The sequence below is a fragment of the Microbacterium sp. CIAB417 genome (assembly GCF_022788845.1).
The window spans coordinates 1-22,051 of the sequence record NZ_JAHZUT010000017.1; the positions used below are offsets into that span (position 1 = coordinate 1).

The window sequence follows — 22,051 nt, forward strand, 5'->3', positions numbered from 1 at the left end:
GAAACCGGGCTTCGATGTGAACTCGACGCTCAGAGCTGCGAAGCCTCAGAAGCCGGGGAGCAGAACGCCGGCGGTGATGGCCACGGCGATGGCTGCGAGCCCCGCCCACGTCGCAGCGACGAAGGGCAGGCGCTCGCGCATGCGCAACCGCTGACGGTTGACCGGGTCCGAGACGACCGTCATCAGCGACGCCTTCGCGGCGGCGAGCGTGGTGTAGCGCCCCACCGGCGAGGAGAAGCGGTCGAAGGCGACGAAGCTGCCGTCATCGTTCCGATCGATGTAGCCGAAGAAGTCGCCGTCGCGCTGGGCGACGTACAGTCCGTCGTCGGCTTGATTCCACGTGGTCCGGGAAGCGACGGCGACGAACGGCGCGAGAGTCGTCGTCATGCCGCCCGCCGTCGCGGCTGCTGCTGAGCGGCCGGGACCTCTTCGTCGATGTCCACCGTGAGCCCCGCCGTCGAGCTGGCCGCCTCGGCGAGCGACTGGAGGAAGCCGGGGTTGAGCGATTCCGGCTCGGCGGAGGAGAAGACGAACCGCAGCGGGATCGACGAGTGGATCCACAACGTCTCGCGGCCCGCGGCGCCGCGGAGATTGATCGTGAAGGACTCCTGGCGTCGCAGCTTCGTCGTGGCGACGACCTTGACGTGCGCCAGCAGACGATCGCTCATCTCGATCGGGGCAGTGGCGTTGGCGTAGTAGAGCTGTCCCATGAGGGTGCCTTTCGATCGAGAGAAGCTTGTTCGAGGGGGACATTACTAGTTAGGCTAGCGATATGGCAAACAAACATTTCGCGAATCGTGAGGTCCGATGAGCGACCGCGCGATGTACTGGTACGACGCGAATGATGTGCGCCAGCAGGCCGGCCGGCGAGTCCTGGACGCCCTGCGTACCTATCGCGCCTCCGAGATGGCGATGCGTCGTCGTACGCAGCACTCCATGGGGATGGGCGAGAACGATCTCCTCGTACTGCAGTACCTGATGCGGGCAGCGAACCAGGGCGGGGAGGTCTCGCCTGTCGATATCGGCCGCTACCTCGGGGTCTCCACGCCCTCGGTCACCGGCATCCTGGATCGCCTCGAGCGCAGCGGGCATCTGCGACGCAAACCGCACCCGCAGGATCGACGGCGCCTCCTCGTCGAGACGACCGACCTCGCGCACGTCGAGGTGCGCCGCACTCTCGACGGCATGCACGCGCGGATGATGGCCGCGGTCCGGTCCCTCGACCCGGATGACGCGGATGCCATCGTCGGCTTCCTCCAGGCGATGACGGAAGCCGTCGATGCGGTCGAGCCGCCGCTCGTGCAGGGCTCCGTCCCCGCCTGATCCCCCATACCGTCCGCGACGGGCGCGGCGTACACTCGCCCGCACGAGGGGGTAGGCGATGGGTAAGACCACGTTCATCGGTGCCGCCGTGATCGCGGGCCTGACGCTCATGCTGACGGGATGCGGTGGCCCGGCCGGATCTCCCGCGGCGACCAGCGCGGCGGCCACGCCGGTCGATACGCCGATGTCGACGCCAGCCGCCACGACCACTCCGACCCCGGAGTCGAAGCCGGTGCAGATCCCCGCCGACTGCGGTGCGGTCGGCTCAGCCCAGACGCGCGCGGCGACCGTGGATCAGATGACGGAGTACGGCGACGCGGCCCAGTTCACGCGCCCGGTGCCGCCCGGCGCGAGCCTCGCCCTCGGCTGCAACTGGATCGTGGGGGATGCGACGGGATACCTCCTGCTGGTCAGCCGAGCGGATGCGGCCGCCGCGCAGTCGTACGCAGAGTCGACCCTGCCGGAGCAGGGCTACTCGTGCCAGGTGGGCGATATGCCCGCGTACATCTGCACGCAGACGATCGCGGGTACCACGTACCCCGTCGACACCGTCGAGACGATCTACGTGCGCGACGGCGTGTGGATCTATCAGTCGGCGACGAACACCGACGGCGAGGCGCTGCTGACCGACCTGGTCGCTGACATCTGGGGGTCGTGAACCGGGCGCCCGGGTAGGCTCGATCGGTGCCCCCGCTCCACCCGCGACGCCTGCCGCGACCGATCGCCGTGGCCGGCGCCGTTCTCGTCGGGGTGCTCACCGCCACCCAGACGCAGGTCAACGGAGCACTGGGTGCAGCGATCGGAGATGCGCTGACGGCCGCCGCGATCTCCTTCGGATCGGGCTTCGTCATCCTGCTCGCCCTCAGCTCGCTGCTGCCAGCCGGTCGCGCGGGAGTCGTCCGCCTCGTCGGAGGCGTCCGCGAGCGCCGCATCCCGGTATGGATGATCCTCGGCGGCGGGGCGGGAGCGTTCACCGTCGTCACGCAGGGGCTGGCGGTCGCTGCGATCGGTGTCGCAGCCTTCACGGTCGGTGTGGTCGCCGGTCAGACAGTGAACGGTGTCATCCTCGACCGGATCGGCTACGGGCCCGCGGGCGTCGTTGGGGTCACGGTCGGGCGCTTGGTCGGCGCTCTGCTCGTCGTCGCGGCGGTGGCGGTCTCCATGTTCGGTGAGGGAGCGGCATCCGCCCCGGTCTGGCTGCTCGTGCTGCCTTTGCTCGCGGGAGCGGGAATCGCCTGGCAGCAGGCCACGAACGGGCGGTTGCGCAACGAGGTGGGCAGTCCCTTGACGGCCACGCTCGTGAACTTCGCCGGGGGGACGGTGATCCTGGCGGCGGGAGCCGCCATCCATCTCGGGATCGCAGGCCCACCGCGGCTGCCGTCGGAGCCGTGGCTCTACACGGGTGGCGTCATCGGCGTGGTCTACATCTTCCTGTCGGCGGCGCTGGTCCGCCACACCGGCGTGCTGCAGCTGGGGCTCGGATCGGTGGTCGGGCTGCTCAGCGCTTCCGTCATCATCGACGCGCTCTTTCCCGGGCATGCCGGACCGCCCCTCGAGGTGGCAGTCATCGCCGTGGTCGTCGCTGTCACCGGCATCGTCGTAGCGACCATTCCCCGGTGGCGACGCCGGTGATCAGCGCGGCATCCTGGTGAGGAACGCGGCGCCGTCGATCTGCTTGACCCGGGTCTCGCGGGAACGGTCGGGCTTACCGCCGACGTAGAGCCAGCCCAGCAGCCGTTCGTTCTTGCGCAGCCCGTGCGCCTTGGCGACGGCCTTGCTGCGGGTGTAGCTCCCGGTGCGCCAGATGACGCCCCATCCCGCCTCGTCGAGCGCGAGGCTCAGCATGTGCGCGACTCCGGATGCGACCGCCTCCTGCTCCCAATCCGGGACTTTGTCCTTCTGGATGCGGGCGACGACCGCGATCAGCAGCGGGGCGCGCAACGGTTTGGTCGATGCGCCATGCTTCTTCTCCGCCTTGTGGATGGCGCGTCCGAGGCGCTCGCGGTCCGCGCCGCGCAGCTCGATCAGCCGCCACGGCCGCAGCGACGAGTGGTCGGCCACCCGTCCCGCGGCCGCGACCATGTCGACGAGCTCGTTATGCGTCGGCGCCTCGTCGGTCACTTTGGACCACGATCGGCGCACGCGCATCGCGTCGCGTGCGCCGGTGGTCAATCCCCGGCCTCCGGCGTGAACTCGAGCGCGATCGAGTTCATGCAGTAGCGGTCGCCGGTGGGGGTTCCGAAGCCGTCGGGGAACACGTGGCCGAGGTGGGAGCCGCAGGAGGCGCAGCGCACCTCGGTGCGCACCATCCCGTGGCTGTTGTCCTCGATCAGCTCCACGGCCTCGGGGCGGACCGACTCGTAGAAGCTCGGCCAGCCGCAGTGCGAGTCGAACTTCGTTCCGCTCTGGAACAGCTCGGCGCCGCACGCGGCGCACGCGTACAGACCCGCTCGCGACTCGTCGAGCAGCTCGCCCGTCCACGCGCGCTCCGTCGCCGCCTCACGCAAGACCGCGTACTTGTCTGCTCCGAGCTCCTCGCGCCACTGCTCCTCGGACTTGTTCACTGCGTAGCTCATTGGTCCTCCTTCTGCTCCATTCAACCCGACCCGCGAGGGCACTGTTCCCGTGTGACCGAGAATGAGCGGGTGAGCGAACTCGAGGCCGTCATCGCGCGCTACCGGCGCTTCGCCGAAGAAGAGGCGCCGGGCCGCAGCAGTCTCTACGAGCAGTGGGCGTACTCGGTGTGGACCACGCCGGAACTCGCCGCAGTCCTGGCGCGGATTCCGGCGAGCCATCGGCAGCCGCCCCTGGTGTTCGCCGTCAGCAGGCTTCTGGGAGCGCCGGAGACAGAGGGGGCCGACTGGGCGGCGTGGGTGCTCGCGCACGCCGACGCCCTGGTGGCGGAGTCCGCGGCGCGCTCCGTGCAGACCAACGAGCCGCTGCGCTGTGCGGCGCTGCTTCCGGCGCTGTCTCGGATCGAGGGGCCCATCGCGCTGCTCGAGATCGGCGCCAGCGCGGGCCTGTGCCTGTACCCGGATCGCTACTCCTATCGCTACACCCTGGACTCCGGCCGAACACGCGTGCTGGATCCGGCCGGCGGCCCCGCACCCGTCGTGCTCTCATCCACGTGGAGCGGTCCCGAGGTGGACATGCACCTCCCGACCGTGGTGTGGCGGGCGGGTATCGACCTGCATCCGCTCGACGCTCGCTCCACCGACGACCGCCGCTGGCTCACAGGGCTCGTGTGGCCGGGGGAGAGCGGGCGCCGGGAGCGCATCGACGCGGCACTCGACATCGCGGCCGCGCAGCCGCCGATCCTGCACGCAGCGGATGCGGCGGCGCCCGACGTGATCGCCGGACTCGCGCTCGACGCCCCGCCGGACGCGACCCTCGTGGTCACCACGCCCGGAGTCCTCGCCCACGTCCCTCGGGACGGGCGGCGGCGCATCATCGACGCTGCACGCGCATCAGGACGCTGGATCACGATCGACGCCCCGGGGCTGCACGACGGGTGGCGGCGACCGATCGATGCGTCCGCCTGGCCGAGCGACCGGTTCGCGCTGGCGCTGGACGGCGAGGTGCTCGCCGCGGTGGACCCGTTGGGATCAGCCGTGGAGTGGCGTCCGGATGCGGCGGGAGGACTCGGTTAGCGTTGCCCCGTGCCTGTGCGCGACTCCGCATCCGACGCTCTGAGTGAGCGGGACTCCCAGCTGCTCGCCTTCGAGGCGCGCTGGCTCGGACACACCGGTGCCAAGGAGGAGGCGATCCGCGTCGAGCTGCAGCTCACTCCGGCGCGGTACTACCAGTTGCTGGGGCGGCTGATCGACTCGCAGGCCGCCCTTGCCCACGACCCGCTCCTGGTCGGCCGCCTGCGGCGCATCCGTGACGAGCGTCGACGCGAGCGATCGACGGTTCGACGCGGCGCCTGAGGCCTCGCTCCGTGGGCGGGGTGACGCGCTCCGGTAGCATCGTGGGGTGTCCCGAACCCCGCATCCCCGCGACCGCTTCGACGACCTGCCGAACACCTCGGGGCGTGTGGGAGCCCATCGTGCCGAGAACCCGCGCATGCGAGCGGGTGTCGTCACCCTCTGGGCGATCGTCGTCACGATCGTCCTCATCGCTGCGGGGATCTTCGGGAGCCTGGTGCTCTCCGGGCGGATCGTGCTGGTGCCCTCCCCGACGCCCACGCCCACGCCGACCCCCGAAGTGACGCCCGTCGTCGACATGTCCTTCTCCGTGCTGGTGCTCAACGCGACGCCGGAGACGGGACTGGCGACCACCCTGAAGGACGAACTCATCGCGAAGGGCTGGGGTGCCGACCTCGTCAACGCGAGCAGCGCCAGCGCCACCGACTTCCCCCAGACGACGGTCTACTACGCGTTCCCGGGCGACGAGGCGGCGGCGAAGGGGCTCGCGGAGCTCATCGGCGGAGCGGAGATCGCCCAGAGCACCCAGTATCAGCCGACGGATGACGCCGGCACGGCCGATGTGGACGAGTCGCAGGCGAAGCAGCTGACGGTCGTCATCGGACTCGATCGCACCGCTGCGGGGGCACCCAGCCCCAGTCCGACCTCCTGAAGTTGATCGCCGAGGGTCCCGTGTTTCCGCGGCGTAAATAGTTCGCGGCTGCTGTGTCAACTGTGCCGAATCCGTCGCTTCGGCGCTGTTTCGGCTGCATACGATGACTGCGTTCTACAGCATCAGGAGACTCGTATGGCCCAGGGCACCGTCAAATGGTTCAACGCCGAGAAGGGGTATGGATTCATCACCTCCGGCGACGGTGAGGACGTCTTCGTCCACTATTCGAACATCGATATGACCGGATTCCGCGTCCTCGAAGAAGGGCAGGCCGTGGAGTTCACGGTCGGCAGCGGACAGAAGGGTCCGCAGGCCGAGTCGGTTCGCATCGTCGCCTGAGACCCCGCTCACGAGACCCCCGAGCACCCGTCGGTGCCCGGGGGTCTCGTCGTGTGTGCCGCGCTCTCGCGGCGCGTTCGCGGCGGCTTGCACTCCCCGGGGGCGAGTGCCAGAATGGATTAGCACTCGATATCACTGAGTGCTAAAGACACAAGCCAACGTCCGGGAGGGACGAGACACACATGGCAAAGATCATCGCTTTCGATGAGGAGGCCCGTCGTGGCCTCGAGCGCGGCCTGAACACCCTGGCCGACGCCGTCAAGGTGACCCTGGGTCCCCGTGGCCGCAACGTCGTCCTCGAGAAGAAGTGGGGCGCACCCACGATCACGAACGACGGTGTCTCCATCGCCAAGGAGATCGAGCTCGACGACCCGTACGAGAAGATCGGCGCGGAGCTCGTCAAGGAGGTCGCCAAGAAGACCGACGACGTCGCCGGTGACGGAACCACGACGGCCACGGTCCTCGCACAGGCACTCGTGCGCGAGGGTCTGCGCAACGTCGCCGCCGGTGCTGACCCCATCTCGCTCAAGAAGGGCATCGAGAAGGCTGTCGCCGCGGTAACCGAGGCGCTGCTGGCCGACGCCAAGGAGATCGAGTCCAAGGAGCAGATCGCCGCCACCGCGTCGATCTCCGCCGCCGACCCCGCGATCGGCGAGCTCATCGCCGAGGCGATCGACAAGGTCGGCAAGGAGGGCGTGGTCACGGTCGAGGAGTCCAACACCTTCGGCACCGAACTGGAGCTCACCGAGGGTATGCGCTTCGACAAGGGCTACCTGAACCCCTACTTCGTGACCGACCCGGAGCGTCAGGAAGCGGTCTTCGAAGACCCCTACATCCTGATCGCCAACCAGAAGATCTCGAACATCAAGGACCTCCTGCCGATCGTCGACAAGGTGATCCAGGACGGCAAGGAGCTCCTCATCATCGCCGAGGACGTCGAGGGCGAAGCTCTCGCGACCCTGGTGCTGAACAAGATCCGCGGCATCTTCAAGTCGGCCGCCGTCAAGGCTCCCGGCTTCGGCGACCGCCGCAAGGCCCAGCTGCAGGACATCGCGATCCTCACGGGTGGACAGGTCATCACCGAGGAGGTCGGTCTCAAGCTCGAGAACGCCACCCTCGACCTGCTCGGCCGTGCCCGCAAGGTCATCATCACCAAGGACGAGACCACGATCGTCGAAGGTGCCGGCGACTCCGCTCAGATCGAGGGTCGCGTGACCCAGATCCGTCGCGAGATCGACAACACGGACAGCGACTACGACCGCGAGAAGCTCCAGGAGCGCCTCGCCAAGCTCGCTGGCGGCGTTGCCGTCATCAAGGCGGGCGCGGCCACCGAGGTCGAGCTCAAGGAGCGCAAGCACCGCATCGAGGACGCCGTCCGCAACGCGAAGGCTGCCGTCGAGGAGGGTGTCGTCGCCGGTGGTGGTGTCGCGCTCATCCAGGCCGGCAAGACCGCCTTCCAGGGTCTGACCCTGTCGGGCGACGAGGCGACCGGTGCGAACATCGTGCGCGTCGCCATCGAGGCTCCGCTCAAGCAGATCGCCCTCAACGCCGGTCTTGAGCCCGGTGTCGTCGCCAACAAGGTGGCGGACCTGCCCGTCGGTCACGGCCTGAACGCCGCGACCGGTGAGTACGGCGACCTCTTCGCGCAGGGCATCATCGACCCCGCCAAGGTCACCCGTTCGGCGCTGCAGAACGCCGCGTCCATCGCCGGTCTGTTCCTGACCACCGAGGCCGTCGTCGCCGACAAGCCGGAGAAGGCTGCTGCCGCTCCCGCTGACCCGTCGGGCGGCATGGACTTCTGAGTCCAGACCTCACGAAAACGGATGCCCCGGCCCCGCAAGGGACCGGGGCATCCGCCGTTCCGGCGGGGGAACCGGAGACGTCAGCGGAACAGCGTCATGTTCGCCTGCTCCGCCTCGGTGTAGTGCTGCGCGGCCACACCCAGCGCCACGTGGATGCTCGCGAGGGCATCCTCCACGGTGCGCTGGGCGGCCCGCCACTGTTCGATCGTGCCCTGGAACATGCCGGATGCGGCCCCGGTCCACGAGCTCTGGAGTGCGCCCAGCTGCGCGAGCAGCGCGGTGGACTCTCCCTGCAGTCGGTCGATGGTTCCACGGATCGCGATGGTCGCTGACGCCACTTGATCGCTGTCTACGGCGAAGGTCGCCATGGGAGCCCCTCTCTGTCGGAGACTCCGACGTTAGGGGCCGCGTCCCTCGCGCCGCCGACCCTGCCGCGGGGACGGGGAGCACTCATCGGATCGTGCCGGTTGGGGAGATCAGGACAGCGGCAGATCCGGTAGACGCTCCAAGGGCTGGGTGTCGATGAGCAGGTGCGCGGACGCATCCTGGTCGACGGCGAGGGGGAGCGAGACCCGGAAGGTCGCTCCGCCGCCCTCGGAGTCGCGCACCTCGACGGTGCCTTGCAGCGACTCCACGATGGAGGCGACGATCGACAGACCGAGCCCCGATCCGCCCGTCTCCCGGGCGCGGGAGGTGTCGGCGCGCCAGAAGCGCTGGAAGATCTGCGTGCGGATCTGCTCCGGAATACCTTCGCCGTGATCGATCACGTCGATCCAACCCATGCGGTTCTCGAGGTCCGTGCCCACGCGCAGCTCGATGGGGGAGTCCGGCGCGGAGAAGCGCTGCGCGTTGCCCAGCAGGTTCGCGACGACCTGACGGATGCGGTTCTCCTCGCCCATGACGACCGGCGGCATCATCGGCGTGCGCGGATGGAAGGCCACCGGCAGCGGCTGTACCTCTCCGGTGTCGCCGCCGTCGCGCGAGCGTCGTCGCAGGCGCGCAGCCAGGGTGATCGCGGCCGTGGGAACGGCGCCGCGCCGCCGCGGCGGCACATCTGCGGGTGCCTGCGGTGAGGCCGAGACCGGGGGCGTCCGCAGGGGCTCGGGGGCGGCCGAGGTCGTATCGATCACGCTCACGCTGCGCTGCGGGGCCGAGGCGCCGACATCCAGTGCCGCATCGCGAGCGATCGGGCGCAGGTCCACGGGCGCGAGCACGAGATCGCGCTTCTCATCGAGGCGCGCGAGGGCCAGAAGATCCTCGACCATGGAGGTCATGCGCATGGCCTCCTTCTCGATGCGCTCCATCGCCTGCGCGGTGGCTTCCTCATCCGGGATCGCGCCCATCCGGTAGAGCTCCGCGTAGCCGCGCACGGTCACGAGGGGCGTGCGCAGCTCGTGGCTCGCGTCTCCGATGAACCGGCGCATCTGGCGGACGGTGGCATCGCGCTGCGAGATCGCCGCATCGACGCGCCCGAGCATCGTGTTGATGGCGCGCTTGAGGCGGCCGACCTCGGTGGTGTCCGGCTCGATGTCGGTCATGCGCTGACTGAAGTCGCCGCCGGCGATCGCATCGGCCGTGCGCTCCACCTGCCCGAGGCTGCGGAAGGTGAGGGTCACGACCCAGCGGATGAGGAAGGCGCTCGCGATCACGATGACCAACGCCAGGATCGCGTAGATGCCGAGATAGGTGGCGACGATCCGCTCCGTCGGACCGGTGGGCACCGCGACCAGCTGCACGACGGTCGCATTGGTCCCCTCCACCGGCGTCACGATGACCGTCGCGCGGAAGTGGGAGTTGTTGCTGCCGTCGAGCGTCGTGACGGTGTCTTGGTCGATGTAGGCGCGGTCGCAGGGATAGGTGTCGGGAAGCACTGGCGTCGTGGACGCATCCTGGCCTCCCGCGACCGCGAGCCGTGTGCCCTCCGCCGTGCAGGCGTACAGCGCCACCGTGTAGGCGGTGCCGCCGGCTTCCGCTCGCGGTGCGAACTCGAGATTGCCGTCGGAGTCGATCGTGGCTTCCACCAGCGCACTCGCGATCGCCGACTGGGCGACCTGCTTGAGGTTCTGGTCGAGGTTCGTCAGCAGCGTCGTACGCAGGAACACCATGGTGCCCAGGCCCGCCGCGAGCAGTCCGATGACGAGCACCGCCACCGTCACGCCGGTCACCTTCGCGCGCAGGCTGATCCCGCGCCACCAGCGTGTGACGCTGTCGCTCTCGGTGCCCAGGGCGCGCTCCGGTGTCAGGACTTGGTCTTCAGCATGTAGCCGAAGCCGCGCTTGGTTTGGATGAGAGGCTCCGAGGAGTGCGGATCGATCTTGCGACGCAGGTACGAGATGTAGCTCTCGACGATGCCCGCGTCACCGTTGAAGTCGTACTCCCAGACATGGTCGAGGATCTGCGCCTTGGACAGCACCCGGTTCGGGTTGAGCATGAGGTAGCGCAGCAGCTTGAACTCGGTGGGACTCAGCTCGATCTGCGCGTCGCCCACGTACACGTCGTGGGTGTCCTGGTCCATGGTGATCTCGCCGGCGCGGATCACCGACTCCTCGTCCGCCTGCATCGTGCGGCGCAGGATCGCCTGGATGCGGGCGACGATCTCGTCGAGCGAGAACGGCTTGGTGACATAGTCGTCGCCACCGGCGTTCAGTCCGGTGATCTTGTCTTCGGTGTCGTCCTTCGCGGTGAGGAAGAGAATCGGAGCGGTGTATCCGGCCTCGCGGAGGCGCTTGGTCACGCTGAAGCCGTTCATGTCGGGCAGCATGACATCGAGCACGATGAGATCCGGCTCCTCCTCGAGGACGGCCGAGATCGTCTGTGCCCCGTTGGAGACGGCGCGAACCTGGAAACCGGCGAACTTCAGACTCGTGATGAGCAGGTCGCGGATGTTCGGTTCGTCGTCGACGACGAGGATGCGCGGTGCGGTCATAGGCCCATTATGGTGACCGATTCGGTGGGATGGCTGGATGCGGGCCTTCCCGGCGGGTCAGCGCGTTGCGGCCAGCAGGTCGTCCGCATCCAGGATCGTGTAGCTGTAGCCCTGCTCCGCCAGGAATCGCTGACGGTTCTGCGCGAAGTCCTGATCGACGGTGTCGCGGGCGATGAGCGTGTAGAAGCTGGCCGTGTGGCCGTTGCTCTTCGGCCGCAGGAGGCGTCCGAGACGCTGCGCCTCTTCCTGGCGGGACCCGAACGATCCGGAGACCTGGATCGCCACGGACGCATCCGGCAGGTCGACCGAGAAGTTGGCGACCTTCGAGACCACAAGCAGCGGCACCGTTCCCTCACGGAAGGCCTGATAGAGCTGTTCGCGCTCGTCGACCGGGGTCGCGCCGGTGATCTTCGGGGCGCCGAGCGCCTCGGCGATGATGTCGATCTGGTCGAGGTACTGGCCGATCACGAGGATCTGCTCGTCGCTGTGTCGTGCGGCGAGGGCCCGCACGACGTCGATCTTCGCCGGGGCCGTGGCGGCCAGACGATAGCGGTCCTCGTCGACGGCTGCGGCGTATTCGAGCCGCTCGTCGGCGGGCAGGTCGACGCGCACCTCGAAGCAGGCGGCCGGGGAGATGAACCCCTGGGCTTCGATCTCCTTCCAGGGCGCGTCGAAGCGCTTGGGGCCGATGAGGCTGAAGACGTCGCCCTCGCGTCCGTCCTCGCGCACGAGCGTCGCCGTGAGGCCGAGGCGGCGTCGAGCCTGCAGATCGGCGGTCAGCTTGAACACGGGTGCCGGAAGCAGATGCACCTCGTCGTAGACCACGAGGCCCCAGTCCAGGGCATCGAGCAGCGCGAGGTGCGCGTACTCGCCCTTCCGCTTCGCGGTGAGGATCTGATACGTCGCGATCGTGACGGGCTTGACCTCTTTGACCTGGCCCGAGTACTCGCCGATCTCCTCGGGGGTGAGGGTGGTGCGCTTGAGCAGCTCGTCGCGCCACTGGCGCGCGCTCACGGCGTTGGTCACGAGGATGAGCGTCGTCGTCTTGGTGTCGGCCATGGCGGCCGCCCCCACGAGGGTCTTGCCCGCGCCACAGGGGAGCACGACGACGCCGGAGCCGCCCTCCGTGAAGATGTCCACGGCCTGACGCTGGTAGGGCCGCAGCGACCAGTCGGTCTCTTCGAGGTCGATCGGATGCGGGGTGCCTGGCGTATAGCCGGCCAGGTCTTCGGCGGGCCAGCCGATCTTCAGCAACTCCTGTTTGATCTGACCCCGCGCCCAGGCGTCGATCACGTGCACGCCAGGGGAAGGGTGCGCGATGAGCAGGGGCTGGATGCGCTTGTTGCGGGAGACCTCGGCGAGCACGGCCGCATCCGTGGAGCGCAGCAAGAGGGCGTCCTCGTCGTCGCCGTACGGACCTCGCTCGATGACGAGGCGTCCGTAGCGGCCGACGGTCTCGCGGATGTCGGTGGCGACCGACGGCGGCACGGGAAAGCGCGACCAGCGGTCGAGGGTGTCGAGCATGTCCTGCGCGTCGTGTCCGGCCGCGCGGGCGTTCCACAGTCCGAGGCGCGTGATGCGGTAGGTGTGGATGTGCTCGGGAGCACGCTCGAGCTCGGCGAAGACGGCCAGCTCGTGCCGTGCGTTCTCGGACTCGGGGTGGGCGACTTCGAGCAGAACCGTGCGATCGCTCTGGACGATCAGGGGGCCGTCGGACATAACCGTCGAGTTTACCGGCGCGGCGGCGGATGAGGGTCGGCTCGCCGTCAGCGCGGGCTCACCGAGACGATGCTCGTCATCGGTAGCGTGCGCTCGACGTCGGCGGCACGGTCGAGCCCGCGCAGGCGCCCGCCGCCGAGACCCGTCGCCTCGAGCGCGAAGACCCTCGTCGAACCGTCCGGCAGGCTCACCGTGACGTCGATCGTCGCGCGGGCGCGCACGGCCTGTTCGAGTTCACGCTCGAGCCAGGCGGCGTCCGCGTCCCCGGACTGCGCGCCGCGCAGGGCCGCGATGAGCTCCCGGTACTGTTCGCGCGGCGGCGGCTCGGACGCGGCCTGTCGCATCGAGCGGCGCAAGACCCGCTCGAGGTGGTCGTTCTCGTCGACGGCGACCACGGGGTAGCGCGCATCCACGAGCGACCAGTACACGGCGTCCCGCCCGGCGCGCGAGACGAGGGCGCCCTCGTGCTCCACGAGACCGACGGGGCGCAGCGACTGATCGACGGCGATGGTCGCCAGCAGCTGCGGCGACGAGCTGCGCACCACCGTACGGCCCGTGGCGGCATCCGTGCCGACGCGGATCGCGCCGTGACGCGCCGCGGTCGCGTCGATGAGATACGCCAGCGGCTGGGGGATGCCGGTGAGCGAGATTTCGGACAGGAAGGCGTGCAGGGACTCCGCGCTCTCGCCGCCGCTGATCGCGGCTGTCAACGACTCGGCGGTGAAGCGATAGGTCGAGGCCTGCGCCCTGGTCTCGCGTGTCGCCATCCGACGCAGGCGCTGCTCGAGTCGCGGCGCGAGCGGGCCGGGAGAGATCGCGGAAAGATCGGCCTGCAGGTAGATCTTGTCGACTTCCGGCGGCAAGGCCGCCGTCAGGGTGCGCGTGTCCACTTCTCCCGTGCGGGACAGCTGCGCCGTCCAGGGCAGCAGCCCATCGTCGGCGAGAACCCCCCACAGCACCCCCCGGCGCACCAGTGCCGCAGCCTGTTCCGGCCATTCGGGGTCGAGGCGGTAGACGCCCGGCCACGCGGGAGGCGGGAGGAAGCCGCCTTCGGGAGTGCGTAGAGCCTCGGGGAGAGCGCGCACGTACGCCGACGCCACTTCGCCCCACCGGTCGCTCGTGCCCTCGTCGAGCCACTCGGGTGCCGCATCCGTCGCCTGCCAGCTGCGATCCTCGTCGCTGAGCAGCCCCGCGTCGGCTCCGAGCACGATGAGATCCTCGAGCTGTTCCGCCGAGGCGACCGCGCCGTCGTCGATGAGTCGACGGCGTTCGGTCGCGCTGATCGCGCCGGCGCCCGTGCGCGACAGAGGAGCGGATGCGGCGGCGAGCAGGATGTCGGCGAGCGAGGCGACCTGCTCGAAAGCGCGCTCCGCGGCAGCCGCGACGCTCGGCGGATCCGCGGGGGCGAGAGGCGCCACCGCGGGGGAGGTGAACGCCTCGGACCCGGCCCGTTCGGCCAGTCGCGACCGCACCGTCTGGAACGGGACACCGTCGGCATCGAGCAGGGCGCGGGATGCGAGCGCTGAACGAAGGGGTGCAGCCACCGGCCCCGTCTGTGCGGCGGCCAGGGCGGCGAGCTCGGGTGCGGCCAGTCTGGTCAGGGCGCGATCGACGCTGGCGTCGGTGAGAAGCGTTGCCGCGACGTCGAAGAAATCCTGCGCGGGGGTCGACGGCGGGAGCTTTCGTGCGGCGAAGAGCTGGGCCAGTTCCTCGTCGCCGGACGCGGCAAGCAGCGACGCCAGCGCGCGTTCGTCCGAGGGGCCCGCCACCGTCACCTGGCTCGGTTCGCCCGAGCCCTTCTGATGAAGGCGCGGATGATGACCGTGAGCATGAGCACGAATGCCAGCGGGGGAGCGATGTATACGACGGCGCTCACGGCGGGCCAGATGCCCGTGCCGTAGTCCTCGTGGGTGAGGCCCATCGCGGTGCTGATCATGATCGACAGGAACGACAGCACCGAGAGCGCGAGAAGCCCCAGCGCCATGAACGCGAGGATGCGGTCGAGGCGGCTGACCGGGAGGTCGCTGTCGGGCGTGGGCTTGCTCATCCGCATCAGCCTATCGCCTCGCCGGGGGTGTCGTAGGCTGGAACCAGGGGATCTTCCGATCCGCGTTCCGTCGCGCCCGCGAACGATTTCCGGGTGCAGAGCAGCAGCGAGGTGTCCATGCCCACCGGCAAGGTCAGGTTCTACGACGAGGAGAAGGGGTTCGGCTTCATCTCCTCGGATGACGGTCAGGACGTCTTTCTTCACGCCACGGCTCTCCCGCAGGGCACGACCTCGGTCAAGCCCGGGACGCGGCTGGAGTTCGGTGTGGCCGACGGCAAGCGTGGTCTGCAGGCGCTGTCGGTGAGGGTGCTGGATGCCCCCGTCAGCCTCGCGAAGCGTGCGCGCAAGCCCGCCGACGACATGGCGATCATCCTCGAAGACCTCGTGAAGCTGCTCGACGGGATCGGCGGTGACCTGCGTCGAGGGCGCTACCCGTCGTCGTCGCACTCCAAGAAGATCGCTGCGGTGCTGCGCAAGGTAGCCGATGACCTCGACGCCTGAGTCCGGCGCAGAGCCGGTCTCCGACGAGGCCGTCGATGCGGAGCTCGTCGCGCAGGCCGACGAAGCCGTCGTGACGGAGGTGGCGGCGGAGGAAGCCGCCATCGCCGATGCCGACACCGTCGAGCCCGAGCCCGAGGTTGAGCCCGAGCCCGAGGTTGAGCCTCGTGAGCCGGATGCCGAGCTTCTCGCCGCTCATGAGCTGGCGCTCTCCGCTCTCCACGAGATCACCAAGCCTCAGACCGTGGGGCCGGCGGCCGGGTACACGCTCGAGCCCGACGGTGTCGTCTCGCTCCGCTTCGAGAACCGCCTGGCCGGATACCCGGGTTGGTACTGGACGGTTTCGCTGGCGCGCGTCGAGGGAGCCGAGCCCACGGTCCTCGAGGTCGAGCTGCTGCCGGGTGACGGTGCCCTCCTCGCGCCCGAGTGGGTGCCGTGGGCGACGCGCCTGGCGGAGTATCACGCCCAGCAGGCCGCGGCGGCGGAGGCGGCCGCGGGAGCCGAGGACGATGAGGACGACGCCGAGCACGACGACTCCGACGAGGATGCGGACGACCTCGACGAGTCGGAAGACGAGGAAGACGACGCGGAGGACGGCGGCGAGTCGATCCTGCACGCGGGCGATGTCGATGGCGTCGACATCGACGAGCTCGACGACGACTACGACGAAGACGAGGATCCCGGCGACGACGAGTCCGAGGAAGACGCGGACGACGAGTCCGACTCCGACGAGGACGAGGACGAGGATCCCGGCGACGACGAGTCCGAGGACTGAGTCCGCCACGGGCGACGCCCACTGAGCATCCGTTCGCCGGGTGAGCATCACATCGAATGCTCACCCGGCGAACGTGTACTCACCCGGCGGGGGTGCGGAGCCCCTCCGGTCAGAGGTGCTCGAGGGTGTAGTCGATGCTGCGCGTCAGCTGACGCACGTCGTCCGGATCGATCGAGGTGAACGTCGCCACGCGCAGCTGATTGCGTCCGAGCTTGCGGTACGGCTCCGTGTCGACGATGCCGTTCGCGCGCAGGCTCGCGGCCACGGCCGCCGCATCCACGCTCTCGTCGAAGTCGATCGTGACGACCACGGGGGAGCGGTCGGCGACATCGGCGACGAAGGGCGTTGCCACACTCGACGCCTCGGCCCAGTCGTAGAGCACCTGGGACGACTCGGCGGTGCGAGACGCCGCCCAGCCCAGGCCGCCGTTGGTGTTGATCCAGCGCACCTGTTCGTCGAGCAGCACCAGCGTCGACAGCGCCGGAGTGTTGAGCGTCTGCTGCAGGCGGGAGTTGTCGAGCGCGTTCTTCAGGCTCAGGAACTCCGGGATGTAGCGGCCGGATGCGGCGATGCGCTCGATCCGCTCGATCGCCGCGGGCGAGACGGCCGCGAAGAACAGGCCCCCGTCGGAGCCGAGGTTCTTCTGCGGGGCGAAGTAGTAGACGTCGGTCTCCGCGACGTCGAAGTCGATGCCGCCCGCCGCGCTCGTCGCGTCGATCACCGTCAGTGCGCCGGCATCCCCGGCGACGCGGGCGATCCGGGTGGCGACGCCCGTCGAGGTCTCGTTGTGCGGCCAGGCGTACACGTCGACGCCCTCCACGACCTCGGGGGAGGCGCTCGTGCCGGGCTCGGCCTTACGGACGTCGGGCGCCTGCAGCCACGGCGCGGCTGCAGCGGCGGCGAACTTGCCGCCGAACTCGCCGAACACCAGGTTCTGCGCGCGGTTCTCGATGAGGCCGAAGGCAGCCGCATCCCAGAAGGCGGTCGATCCGCCGTTGCCGACGACGATTTCGTATCCCTCGGGCAGGCGCAGCAGCGCCGCGAGACCCTCCCGCACACTCGCGACGAGGTTCTTCACCGGAGCCTGGCGGTGCGAAGTGCCCAGCAGCGACGAACCGCGCTCGGCCAGAGCAGCGACCTGCTCCGGGCGGATCTTGGAGGGACCGCATCCGAAGCGGCCGTCGGCGGGCAGGATCTCGCGAGGGAGCACGACGTGGGACATGGCTCGATTCTAGGGGCGTGCTCGCCGCCGACCGCCGTGACCATCGTCACGTTGGATAGGCTCTCCTCGGGCCCCTATGACTTCGAGGACACGTTCATGACCGACCTGATCGACACGACAGAGATGTACCTGCGCACCATCCTCGAGCTCGAGGAGGAGAACATCGTTCCGCTGCGTGCACGCATCAGCGAACGACTCGGTCACTCCGGCCCGACCGTCTCGCAGACCGTCGGTCGGATGGAGCGCGACGGTCTCGTCATCGTCTCCGACGACCGCTCGCTGGAGCTGACGGGTTCCGGTCGGCAGAAGGCCGTCGACGTCATGCGCAAGCACCGCCTCGCCGAGCGTCTGCTCAGCGACGTGATCGGGCTCGACTGGGCGTACGTCCACGAAGAGGCCTGCCGCTGGGAGCACGTCATGAGCGAGCAGGTGGAGCGTCGGCTCGTCGAGCTGCTCGGACACCCCACCGAGTCGCCCTACGGCAACCCCATTCCGGGTCTGGACCAGTTGGGGGATCTGCCCACCTCCACGTTCGAAGAGGGTGTCGTGGGTCTGGTCCGCAAGCTCGACGCCGAGGGCGGCCCGATCACCGGCACCGTGCGTCGCCTCGCCGAGCCCGCCCAGGTCGACCCCGAACTCCTGCAGCAGCTGCGGGCCGCCGGTGTCGTCCCCGGCGCCGCCGGATCGTTCCAATACAACGAGGGCTACGTCCTCGTGCAGATGGACGGTTCGGAGGAGGGGCTGGAGCTTCCTGTCGAGGTCGCGGGCCACATCTTCCTCGTCGCCGACGCTCGCTGAGAGCTGTCCTCCACAGCCCGTCGGGGTATTGATCCGGCCCACGCCGGCGTGACTTATTCGTTACCTTCGGGTAGCCTCGGACAGTCCGCAGGTGAGAAGCCCACCGATGGATCCCGCACGGATTGCCTCTCCGGCTCGTCGTCCGTGTGGTGCAACCCGCATATCGTGCCCCGACATCGAGTGCCGACGAGCCAGCGCCATGAGCGCAGAGGCGCCGGAGGATGATTTGGCTGAACAGAACGACGATTCGTCGGCAGGCGCGCCCGAGGCCGCCGCGAATCCCGTGACCAGTCGCCGCAGCATGCGCGAACTGGCTCGTACCGCCCAGGGTCAGGTGACCCGCACCAAGACCGCTGTCGCACGCGCCGCCCGTCCGGCCCGCACCGGCCGCAGCTTCCGCAAGCCCCTGCGCAGCGTCGTGATCCTGAGCATGGTCGGCGGCCTCGTCGCGACCGTCGCCCTTCCCGCCTACGCAGCCTTCAACGGCAATGCGGATGCAGCCACGATCGAGCAGGTCGCTGCAGAGAACCCGCAGTCGCTCGTCGTCGCCTCCACGGTGACCTCGGCAGATCTCGACCGCGGCAGCTACGGCGCGACCACGCCCGAAGAGGTCGAGAAGAAGAAGGCCGCTGAAGCCGCCGCCGCGCGCATCGCCGCCGCCGGTTCCGCCGCCTCCCTCTCCGCCGCCAACATCGACCTGAACATGGTCGCCCCCGGCAGCGGTGCCGTGCGCTGGCCTCTCGACATGTCGCAGATCCGCGTCGGCCGCGGATTCGGCGCCGACGGCTACCACCAGGGCGTCGACCTGCTCGGCGCGGCGGGCACCCCCGAGTTCGCCGCCGCCGCGGGAACCGTGCGTGTCGCGGGCTGGTACTACGGCTACGGGTACGCGGTCGTGCTCGACAGCGTGATCAACGGCCAGAGCGTCACGACCCTGTACGGCCACATGACCCAGACCCTGGTGAACCCCGGTGACTACGTCGAGGCCGGCCAGATCATCGGCCTGATGGGAAGCACGGGCTCCTCCACCGCCAACCACCTCCACTTCGAGGTGCGCATCGGCGGCGGCCTTGTCGACCCGTACGCCTGGCTGCAAGCCAACGCGGGCTGACCCCGACACGATTCCGAGAGTTCATTAAGCACGCGTCCCGGGCGCGTCGCGGTGGGCTACCCTGAGGGCACGACGCTGAGAGAAGCGGAGGGCGCCGATGGGCAGTTCACCACGCATCCGAACCATGGATGCGCTCGGTCTGCTCGTCCTTCGGCATCACGTGACCGACACTCACGGGTTTCCCGTGTGTTCAAGGCGCTGTCCATGAGACAGCGCCTTTTTTCATGCCCCCGCACCCCCGATGCGTCCATCGAATCGAATATCCGCGAAGCCGTCCGGGCCATTCGAGAGGACAAGGAATGCGCACACTGGTGTTGAACGCCGGCTACGAGCCATTGGCCGTCGTCTCCTTCAAACGAGCGCTCGTGCTCGTCATGAACGAGAAGGCGACCATCGTCGAACGCGTCGAGGACGTGCCCATCTGGGGCACGACGCAGATCTATGACCGGCCCGCGGTCATCATCCTCACCCGCTATGTGCGCATCCCGAACGTGCGCAACGTGCCCGTGACCCGCCGGGGAGTGCTGCGCCGCGACGGACACCGCTGCGCGTACTGCGGGAAGGCCGCATCCACCATCGACCACGTGCTGCCGCGTTCGCGCGGCGGGCGTGACACCTGGCAGAACCTGGTGGCATGCTGCCTGCGCTGCAACAACGTCAAGGGGGATCGCACGCCGCAGGAGATGTCGTGGACGCTGCGGCTCGTGCCCGACGTGCCGCACGGCTCGGGTTGGAGCGTGCGCGGAACCGAGCGCGCCGATCCCCGGTGGGAGCCGTACCTGGCGCTCGCCGCCTGAGCCCTGCTATCGCTCGAGCCGCTCGCTCCAGTGCTGCAGGATGCGGGCGAGCTGCTCCGCATCCGGTGCGTCCAGCATCTGGACCAGTCGGTGTTCGTTGGCGATGTGGGCGGTGAAGGCGTCATCGATCAGCGCGCGCCCGGCATCCGTCAGGCAGACCAGGCGGCGCCGGCCGTCGGCGTCGGATCCTGAGCGCGTGACAAGGCCGCGCTCGACGAGTCGGTCGACCCGCTTGGTGAGTCCGCCCGAGGTGACCATCGTGTGCTCTGCCAGCTCGCCGGCCGGCCGGCTGTAGGGCGCGCCCGCCCGCCGGAGTGAGGCGAGCAGGTCGAACTCCGCCTCGGTGAGCCCGAAGCGAGCGTAGACCGCGGTGAGCTCGCGGGTGAGGGCCATGCCCACCCGGTGGATGCGGCCGATGACGCCCTGCGGGGACGGATCGAGATCGGGACGCTCCCGTCGCCAGTCGTCTTGGATGCGGCTGACGCGATCCTCGGTTCCGCTCATGCGACCACAATATCTTCCATGGAAGATAGTATTTCCTTCCATGGAAGATAAATGGCGACGATGGGTCCTCATCACTGCGATCGCCCCGATCGCGTGGGGAAGCACCTACGTCGTGACCCGGCACCTGCTGCCGCCCGACGTGCCGCTGTGGGGCGCTGTCATCCGGTGTCTGCCCGCGGGGCTGCTCGTGCTGCTGTTCGCCCGCCGCCTCCCGCGCGGCTCGTGGTGGTGGCGGTCCCTGCTGCTGGGAGTGCTGAACGTCGGCGGCTTCAGCGTGCTGATCTACATCGTCGGGCAGCGACTTCCTTCGAGCCTGGCGGCGACCCTCATGTCCACCTCGGCGGCATGCATCATGCTCTTCGCCTGGGTGCTGCTGGGGCAGCGGCCGCGCGTCGCCGCCGCGCTGGGCGCGGCGGTCGGGATCGCGGGCGTCGTGCTCATGCTCGGTGTCGGCGCGGGCTCGATCGACCCGTGGGGCATCGCCGCCTCGCTGGGGGCCATGGTCGCCTCCTCGTTCGGCTTCGTCCTCACCTCGCGCTGGGGGCAGGAGGTGCCAGCCCTCGCGATGACGTCGTGGCAGCTGCTGGCGGGCTCCATCGTTCTCGTGCCCGTCGCGCTGGTCGTGGAGGGGCCGCCCCCGCACCTCACGCCCGAGGCTCTCGTCGGGTTCGCCTACGTCATGCTCATCGGCACAGCGGTGGCCTACGCTGCCTGGTTCGCCGGTCTCCAGGGGCTGCCCGCCGCCGCGGTCGGCCTCGTCGGGTTGCTGAACCCGGTCACCGGCGTGGTGCTGGGGGTCGTGCTCGCGGGAGAGCCGTTCGGTCCCGCGCAGGTGTTCGGACTCGTCCTGGTGCTCGGCGGTGTGGTGTGGGGCGTGCTGCCGCATCGCCGCTGCATGCGGCGGCAGGAATCGGTCGCCGGTCGGCAGTCGGATGAGGCGCCGGTGCCGGTGTCGCGTGGTGGGATGAAGACATGACGCGCACGCTCGTGGTGATCGACATGCAGAAGGGGTTCGACGACCTGGAGTTCTGGGGGCCGACGGCGAATCCGCAGTGCGAGCAGAACGTCGCCGCGCTGTTGCGGTATGCCGAGCTCGAGGGCATCCCGGTCGTCGTGGTCCGTCACGACTCGCGCAGCGAGACATCCGTGCTGCATCCGACCGCCACGGGCAACGCGCTCGTCGATGTCGTCGACCGGGCCCCGGCCGCGCTGCTGGTCACCAAGAGCGTGAACTCGGCGTTCTACGGCGACCCCGACCTGCATGCCTGGTTGCAGGAGCGGGGCATAGGGGAGCTGCTGATCTGCGGCATCCAGACCAACATGTGCGTCGAGACGACGGCGCGCATGGCGGGCAATCTCGGATACGACACCACGGTGGTGTGGGATGCGACCCGCACCTTCGATCTCGATGCCGAGATCAGCGGTATGGGGCGTGTGACGCGCACGGCGGCGGAGATCATGGCGACCACGGCCCTCGTTCTTCAGCAAGGCGGGTTCGCCCGCATCCGGACGACGGCCGAGATCGTCGCATCCGAGCGAGATGTGCACGATCGATCGCTGAGGTGATGTCACAGGCGGCACGTAGGGTGCCGCCTGTCCCACTCCTCGTGCA

The 22,051-nt window shown here is 69.1% G+C and carries 27 protein-coding genes; 15 read left to right on the forward strand and 12 right to left on the reverse strand.

Annotated elements, in window-relative coordinates; translation table 11 throughout:
* Window positions 1-45: 45 nt before the first annotated feature.
* Window positions 46-387, reverse strand: coding sequence for a hypothetical protein (locus KYX17_RS30810; protein ID WP_243233476.1), 342 nt, complete (start codon window positions 385-387; stop codon window positions 46-48).
* Window positions 384-710, reverse strand: coding sequence for a hypothetical protein (locus KYX17_RS30815; RefSeq protein ID WP_243233478.1), 327 nt, complete (start codon window positions 708-710; stop codon window positions 384-386). Before KYX17_RS30815 ends, KYX17_RS30810 begins: the two co-directional genes overlap by 4 nt.
* Before the next feature lie 97 nt (window positions 711-807).
* Between KYX17_RS30815 and KYX17_RS30820 the strand changes: the two genes are divergently transcribed.
* The 3 genes from KYX17_RS30820 to KYX17_RS30830 are packed head-to-tail and all read left to right on the forward strand — an operon-like array spanning window position 808 to window position 2,955.
* Window positions 808-1,323, forward strand: coding sequence for a MarR family winged helix-turn-helix transcriptional regulator (locus tag KYX17_RS30820; protein ID WP_243233479.1), 516 nt, complete (start codon window positions 808-810; stop codon window positions 1,321-1,323).
* Between the two features lie 58 nt (window positions 1,324-1,381).
* Complete coding sequence (locus KYX17_RS30825) at window positions 1,382-1,981, forward strand: hypothetical protein (protein WP_243233480.1); 600 nt, start codon at window positions 1,382-1,384, stop codon at window positions 1,979-1,981.
* Between the two features lie 26 nt (window positions 1,982-2,007).
* Window positions 2,008-2,955: a DMT family transporter gene (locus KYX17_RS30830; protein ID WP_243233481.1), complete on the forward strand. Its 948-nt coding sequence runs from the start codon at window positions 2,008-2,010 to the stop codon at window positions 2,953-2,955.
* Here the strand turns inward: KYX17_RS30830 and KYX17_RS30835 are convergent, their stop codons facing one another.
* Together KYX17_RS30835 and msrB are read right to left on the reverse strand one after the other, a co-directional pair.
* A complete protein-coding gene (locus KYX17_RS30835) occupies window positions 2,956-3,471 on the reverse strand; it encodes a nitroreductase family protein (RefSeq protein WP_243233560.1) in 516 nt (171 codons plus the stop codon). It abuts the gene before it with no gap.
* A 20-nt stretch (window positions 3,472-3,491) separates the two neighbouring features.
* Window positions 3,492-3,899 carry a peptide-methionine (R)-S-oxide reductase MsrB gene (gene msrB, locus KYX17_RS30840; protein ID WP_243233488.1) on the reverse strand — a complete coding sequence of 136 codons (408 nt, stop codon included), beginning with the start codon at window positions 3,897-3,899 and terminating at the stop codon, window positions 3,492-3,494.
* A gap of 69 nt (window positions 3,900-3,968) precedes the next feature.
* On the opposite strand from msrB, the gene KYX17_RS30845 reads away from it, so the two are divergent.
* From KYX17_RS30845 to groL, 5 genes are all read left to right on the forward strand, one after another.
* Window positions 3,969-4,973 (forward strand): DUF2332 domain-containing protein, encoded by a 1,005-nt coding sequence (locus KYX17_RS30845; protein ID WP_243233489.1) that lies wholly within the window; start codon window positions 3,969-3,971, stop codon window positions 4,971-4,973.
* Between the two features lie 9 nt (window positions 4,974-4,982).
* Entirely contained in the window at window positions 4,983-5,252 is a 270-nt protein-coding gene (locus KYX17_RS30850) for a DUF3263 domain-containing protein (RefSeq protein WP_243233490.1), read from the forward strand.
* Window positions 5,253-5,298: 46 nt separating this feature from the next.
* Window positions 5,299-5,901 carry a LytR C-terminal domain-containing protein gene (locus KYX17_RS30855; RefSeq protein WP_243233492.1) on the forward strand — a complete coding sequence of 201 codons (603 nt, stop codon included), beginning with the start codon at window positions 5,299-5,301 and terminating at the stop codon, window positions 5,899-5,901.
* 135 nt (window positions 5,902-6,036) lie between these two features.
* The gene (locus KYX17_RS30860) at window positions 6,037-6,240 is read left to right on the forward strand and encodes a cold-shock protein (protein ID WP_137417657.1); all 204 of its coding nucleotides are present in this window, start codon (window positions 6,037-6,039) and stop codon (window positions 6,238-6,240) included.
* 182 nt (window positions 6,241-6,422) lie between these two features.
* Window positions 6,423-8,042, forward strand: a complete 1,620-nt coding sequence (gene groL, locus KYX17_RS30865; RefSeq protein ID WP_243233494.1) for a chaperonin GroEL — start codon at window positions 6,423-6,425, stop codon at window positions 8,040-8,042.
* Window positions 8,043-8,122: 80 nt separating this feature from the next.
* Here groL and KYX17_RS30870 read toward each other — a convergent pair whose 3' ends face one another.
* The 6 genes from KYX17_RS30870 to KYX17_RS30895 all read right to left on the reverse strand — a co-directional run bounded on the left by KYX17_RS30870 (window position 8,123) and on the right by KYX17_RS30895 (window position 14,734).
* Window positions 8,123-8,410, reverse strand: a complete 288-nt coding sequence (locus KYX17_RS30870) for a WXG100 family type VII secretion target (RefSeq protein WP_137417655.1) — start codon at window positions 8,408-8,410, stop codon at window positions 8,123-8,125.
* A gap of 108 nt (window positions 8,411-8,518) precedes the next feature.
* Window positions 8,519-10,207, reverse strand: coding sequence for a HAMP domain-containing sensor histidine kinase (locus tag KYX17_RS30875; protein WP_308220994.1), 1,689 nt, complete (start codon window positions 10,205-10,207; stop codon window positions 8,519-8,521).
* Between the two features lie 74 nt (window positions 10,208-10,281).
* Window positions 10,282-10,968: a response regulator transcription factor gene (locus tag KYX17_RS30880; protein ID WP_137417653.1), complete on the reverse strand. Its 687-nt coding sequence runs from the start codon at window positions 10,966-10,968 to the stop codon at window positions 10,282-10,284.
* Between the two features lie 57 nt (window positions 10,969-11,025).
* Window positions 11,026-12,687: a DNA repair helicase XPB gene (locus KYX17_RS30885; RefSeq protein WP_243233495.1), complete on the reverse strand. Its 1,662-nt coding sequence runs from the start codon at window positions 12,685-12,687 to the stop codon at window positions 11,026-11,028.
* A gap of 47 nt (window positions 12,688-12,734) precedes the next feature.
* Window positions 12,735-14,456: a helicase-associated domain-containing protein gene (locus tag KYX17_RS30890; protein WP_243233498.1), complete on the reverse strand. Its 1,722-nt coding sequence runs from the start codon at window positions 14,454-14,456 to the stop codon at window positions 12,735-12,737.
* Between the two features lie 2 nt (window positions 14,457-14,458).
* Window positions 14,459-14,734, reverse strand: a complete 276-nt coding sequence (locus KYX17_RS30895; RefSeq protein ID WP_243233500.1) for a multidrug ABC transporter ATPase — start codon at window positions 14,732-14,734, stop codon at window positions 14,459-14,461.
* 117 nt (window positions 14,735-14,851) lie between these two features.
* Between KYX17_RS30895 and KYX17_RS30900 the strand changes: the two genes are divergently transcribed.
* The gene (locus tag KYX17_RS30900; RefSeq protein ID WP_137419171.1) at window positions 14,852-15,235 is read left to right on the forward strand and encodes a cold-shock protein; all 384 of its coding nucleotides are present in this window, start codon (window positions 14,852-14,854) and stop codon (window positions 15,233-15,235) included.
* Complete coding sequence (locus tag KYX17_RS30905; protein ID WP_308220995.1) at window positions 15,219-16,007, forward strand: DUF3027 domain-containing protein; 789 nt, start codon at window positions 15,219-15,221, stop codon at window positions 16,005-16,007. Before KYX17_RS30900 ends, KYX17_RS30905 begins: the two co-directional genes overlap by 17 nt.
* 109 nt (window positions 16,008-16,116) lie before the next feature.
* Here KYX17_RS30905 and serC read toward each other — a convergent pair whose 3' ends face one another.
* Window positions 16,117-17,229, reverse strand: a complete 1,113-nt coding sequence (gene serC / locus KYX17_RS30910) for a phosphoserine transaminase (RefSeq protein WP_243233504.1) — start codon at window positions 17,227-17,229, stop codon at window positions 16,117-16,119.
* A gap of 96 nt (window positions 17,230-17,325) precedes the next feature.
* On the opposite strand from serC, the gene KYX17_RS30915 reads away from it, so the two are divergent.
* The 3 genes from KYX17_RS30915 to KYX17_RS30925 all read left to right on the forward strand — a co-directional run bounded on the left by KYX17_RS30915 (window position 17,326) and on the right by KYX17_RS30925 (window position 19,935).
* On the forward strand, window positions 17,326-18,027 hold the full coding sequence (locus tag KYX17_RS30915) for a metal-dependent transcriptional regulator (RefSeq protein ID WP_243233507.1): 702 nt from the start codon (window positions 17,326-17,328) through the stop codon (window positions 18,025-18,027).
* A 226-nt stretch (window positions 18,028-18,253) separates the two neighbouring features.
* The gene (locus KYX17_RS32170) at window positions 18,254-19,138 is read left to right on the forward strand and encodes a M23 family metallopeptidase (protein WP_283818263.1); all 885 of its coding nucleotides are present in this window, start codon (window positions 18,254-18,256) and stop codon (window positions 19,136-19,138) included.
* 299 nt (window positions 19,139-19,437) lie between these two features.
* The gene (locus KYX17_RS30925) at window positions 19,438-19,935 is read left to right on the forward strand and encodes an HNH endonuclease (RefSeq protein WP_137417646.1); all 498 of its coding nucleotides are present in this window, start codon (window positions 19,438-19,440) and stop codon (window positions 19,933-19,935) included.
* Between the two features lie 6 nt (window positions 19,936-19,941).
* Here KYX17_RS30925 and KYX17_RS30930 read toward each other — a convergent pair whose 3' ends face one another.
* Window positions 19,942-20,439: a MarR family winged helix-turn-helix transcriptional regulator gene (locus tag KYX17_RS30930; protein ID WP_243233509.1), complete on the reverse strand. Its 498-nt coding sequence runs from the start codon at window positions 20,437-20,439 to the stop codon at window positions 19,942-19,944.
* Window positions 20,440-20,479: 40 nt separating this feature from the next.
* Here KYX17_RS30930 and KYX17_RS30935 point away from each other — a divergent pair, with 40 nt between their 5' ends.
* Both KYX17_RS30935 and KYX17_RS30940 read left to right on the forward strand, forming a co-directional pair.
* Window positions 20,480-21,415 carry an EamA family transporter gene (locus KYX17_RS30935; RefSeq protein ID WP_243233510.1) on the forward strand — a complete coding sequence of 312 codons (936 nt, stop codon included), beginning with the start codon at window positions 20,480-20,482 and terminating at the stop codon, window positions 21,413-21,415.
* The gene (locus KYX17_RS30940) at window positions 21,412-22,005 is read left to right on the forward strand and encodes a cysteine hydrolase family protein (RefSeq protein WP_243233512.1); all 594 of its coding nucleotides are present in this window, start codon (window positions 21,412-21,414) and stop codon (window positions 22,003-22,005) included. The genes KYX17_RS30935 and KYX17_RS30940 overlap by 4 nt, the downstream gene beginning before the upstream one ends.
* Window positions 22,006-22,051 lie beyond the last annotated feature (46 nt).

Bases quoted from the DNA above. Each gene is read 5' to 3' on its own strand.
- KYX17_RS30905 (WP_308220995.1), top strand. From the start codon at position 15,219: ATGACCTCGACGCCTGAGTCCGGCGCAGAGCCGGTCTCCGACGAGGCC.
- KYX17_RS30820 (WP_243233479.1), top strand. From the start codon at position 808: ATGAGCGACCGCGCGATGTACTGGTACGACGCGAATGATGTGCGCCAG.
- groL (WP_243233494.1), top strand. From the start codon at position 6,423: ATGGCAAAGATCATCGCTTTCGATGAGGAGGCCCGTCGTGGCCTCGAG.
- KYX17_RS30860 (WP_137417657.1), top strand. From the start codon at position 6,037: ATGGCCCAGGGCACCGTCAAATGGTTCAACGCCGAGAAGGGGTATGGA.
- KYX17_RS30925 (WP_137417646.1), top strand. From the start codon at position 19,438: ATGCGCACACTGGTGTTGAACGCCGGCTACGAGCCATTGGCCGTCGTC.
- KYX17_RS30880 (WP_137417653.1), bottom strand. From the start codon at position 10,968: ATGACCGCACCGCGCATCCTCGTCGTCGACGACGAACCGAACATCCGC.
- KYX17_RS30930 (WP_243233509.1), bottom strand. From the start codon at position 20,439: ATGAGCGGAACCGAGGATCGCGTCAGCCGCATCCAAGACGACTGGCGA.
- serC (WP_243233504.1), bottom strand. From the start codon at position 17,229: ATGTCCCACGTCGTGCTCCCTCGCGAGATCCTGCCCGCCGACGGCCGC.
- KYX17_RS30900 (WP_137419171.1), top strand. From the start codon at position 14,852: ATGCCCACCGGCAAGGTCAGGTTCTACGACGAGGAGAAGGGGTTCGGC.
- KYX17_RS30895 (WP_243233500.1), bottom strand. From the start codon at position 14,734: ATGAGCAAGCCCACGCCCGACAGCGACCTCCCGGTCAGCCGCCTCGAC.
- msrB (WP_243233488.1), bottom strand. From the start codon at position 3,899: ATGAGCTACGCAGTGAACAAGTCCGAGGAGCAGTGGCGCGAGGAGCTC.
- KYX17_RS30815 (WP_243233478.1), bottom strand. From the start codon at position 710: ATGGGACAGCTCTACTACGCCAACGCCACTGCCCCGATCGAGATGAGC.
- KYX17_RS30940 (WP_243233512.1), top strand. From the start codon at position 21,412: ATGACGCGCACGCTCGTGGTGATCGACATGCAGAAGGGGTTCGACGAC.
- KYX17_RS30870 (WP_137417655.1), bottom strand. From the start codon at position 8,410: ATGGCGACCTTCGCCGTAGACAGCGATCAAGTGGCGTCAGCGACCATC.
- KYX17_RS30935 (WP_243233510.1), top strand. From the start codon at position 20,480: ATGGAAGATAAATGGCGACGATGGGTCCTCATCACTGCGATCGCCCCG.
- KYX17_RS30885 (WP_243233495.1), bottom strand. From the start codon at position 12,687: ATGTCCGACGGCCCCCTGATCGTCCAGAGCGATCGCACGGTTCTGCTC.
- KYX17_RS30825 (WP_243233480.1), top strand. From the start codon at position 1,382: ATGGGTAAGACCACGTTCATCGGTGCCGCCGTGATCGCGGGCCTGACG.
- KYX17_RS30915 (WP_243233507.1), top strand. From the start codon at position 17,326: ATGACCGACCTGATCGACACGACAGAGATGTACCTGCGCACCATCCTC.
- KYX17_RS30835 (WP_243233560.1), bottom strand. From the start codon at position 3,471: ATGCGCGTGCGCCGATCGTGGTCCAAAGTGACCGACGAGGCGCCGACG.
- KYX17_RS30810 (WP_243233476.1), bottom strand. From the start codon at position 387: ATGACGACGACTCTCGCGCCGTTCGTCGCCGTCGCTTCCCGGACCACG.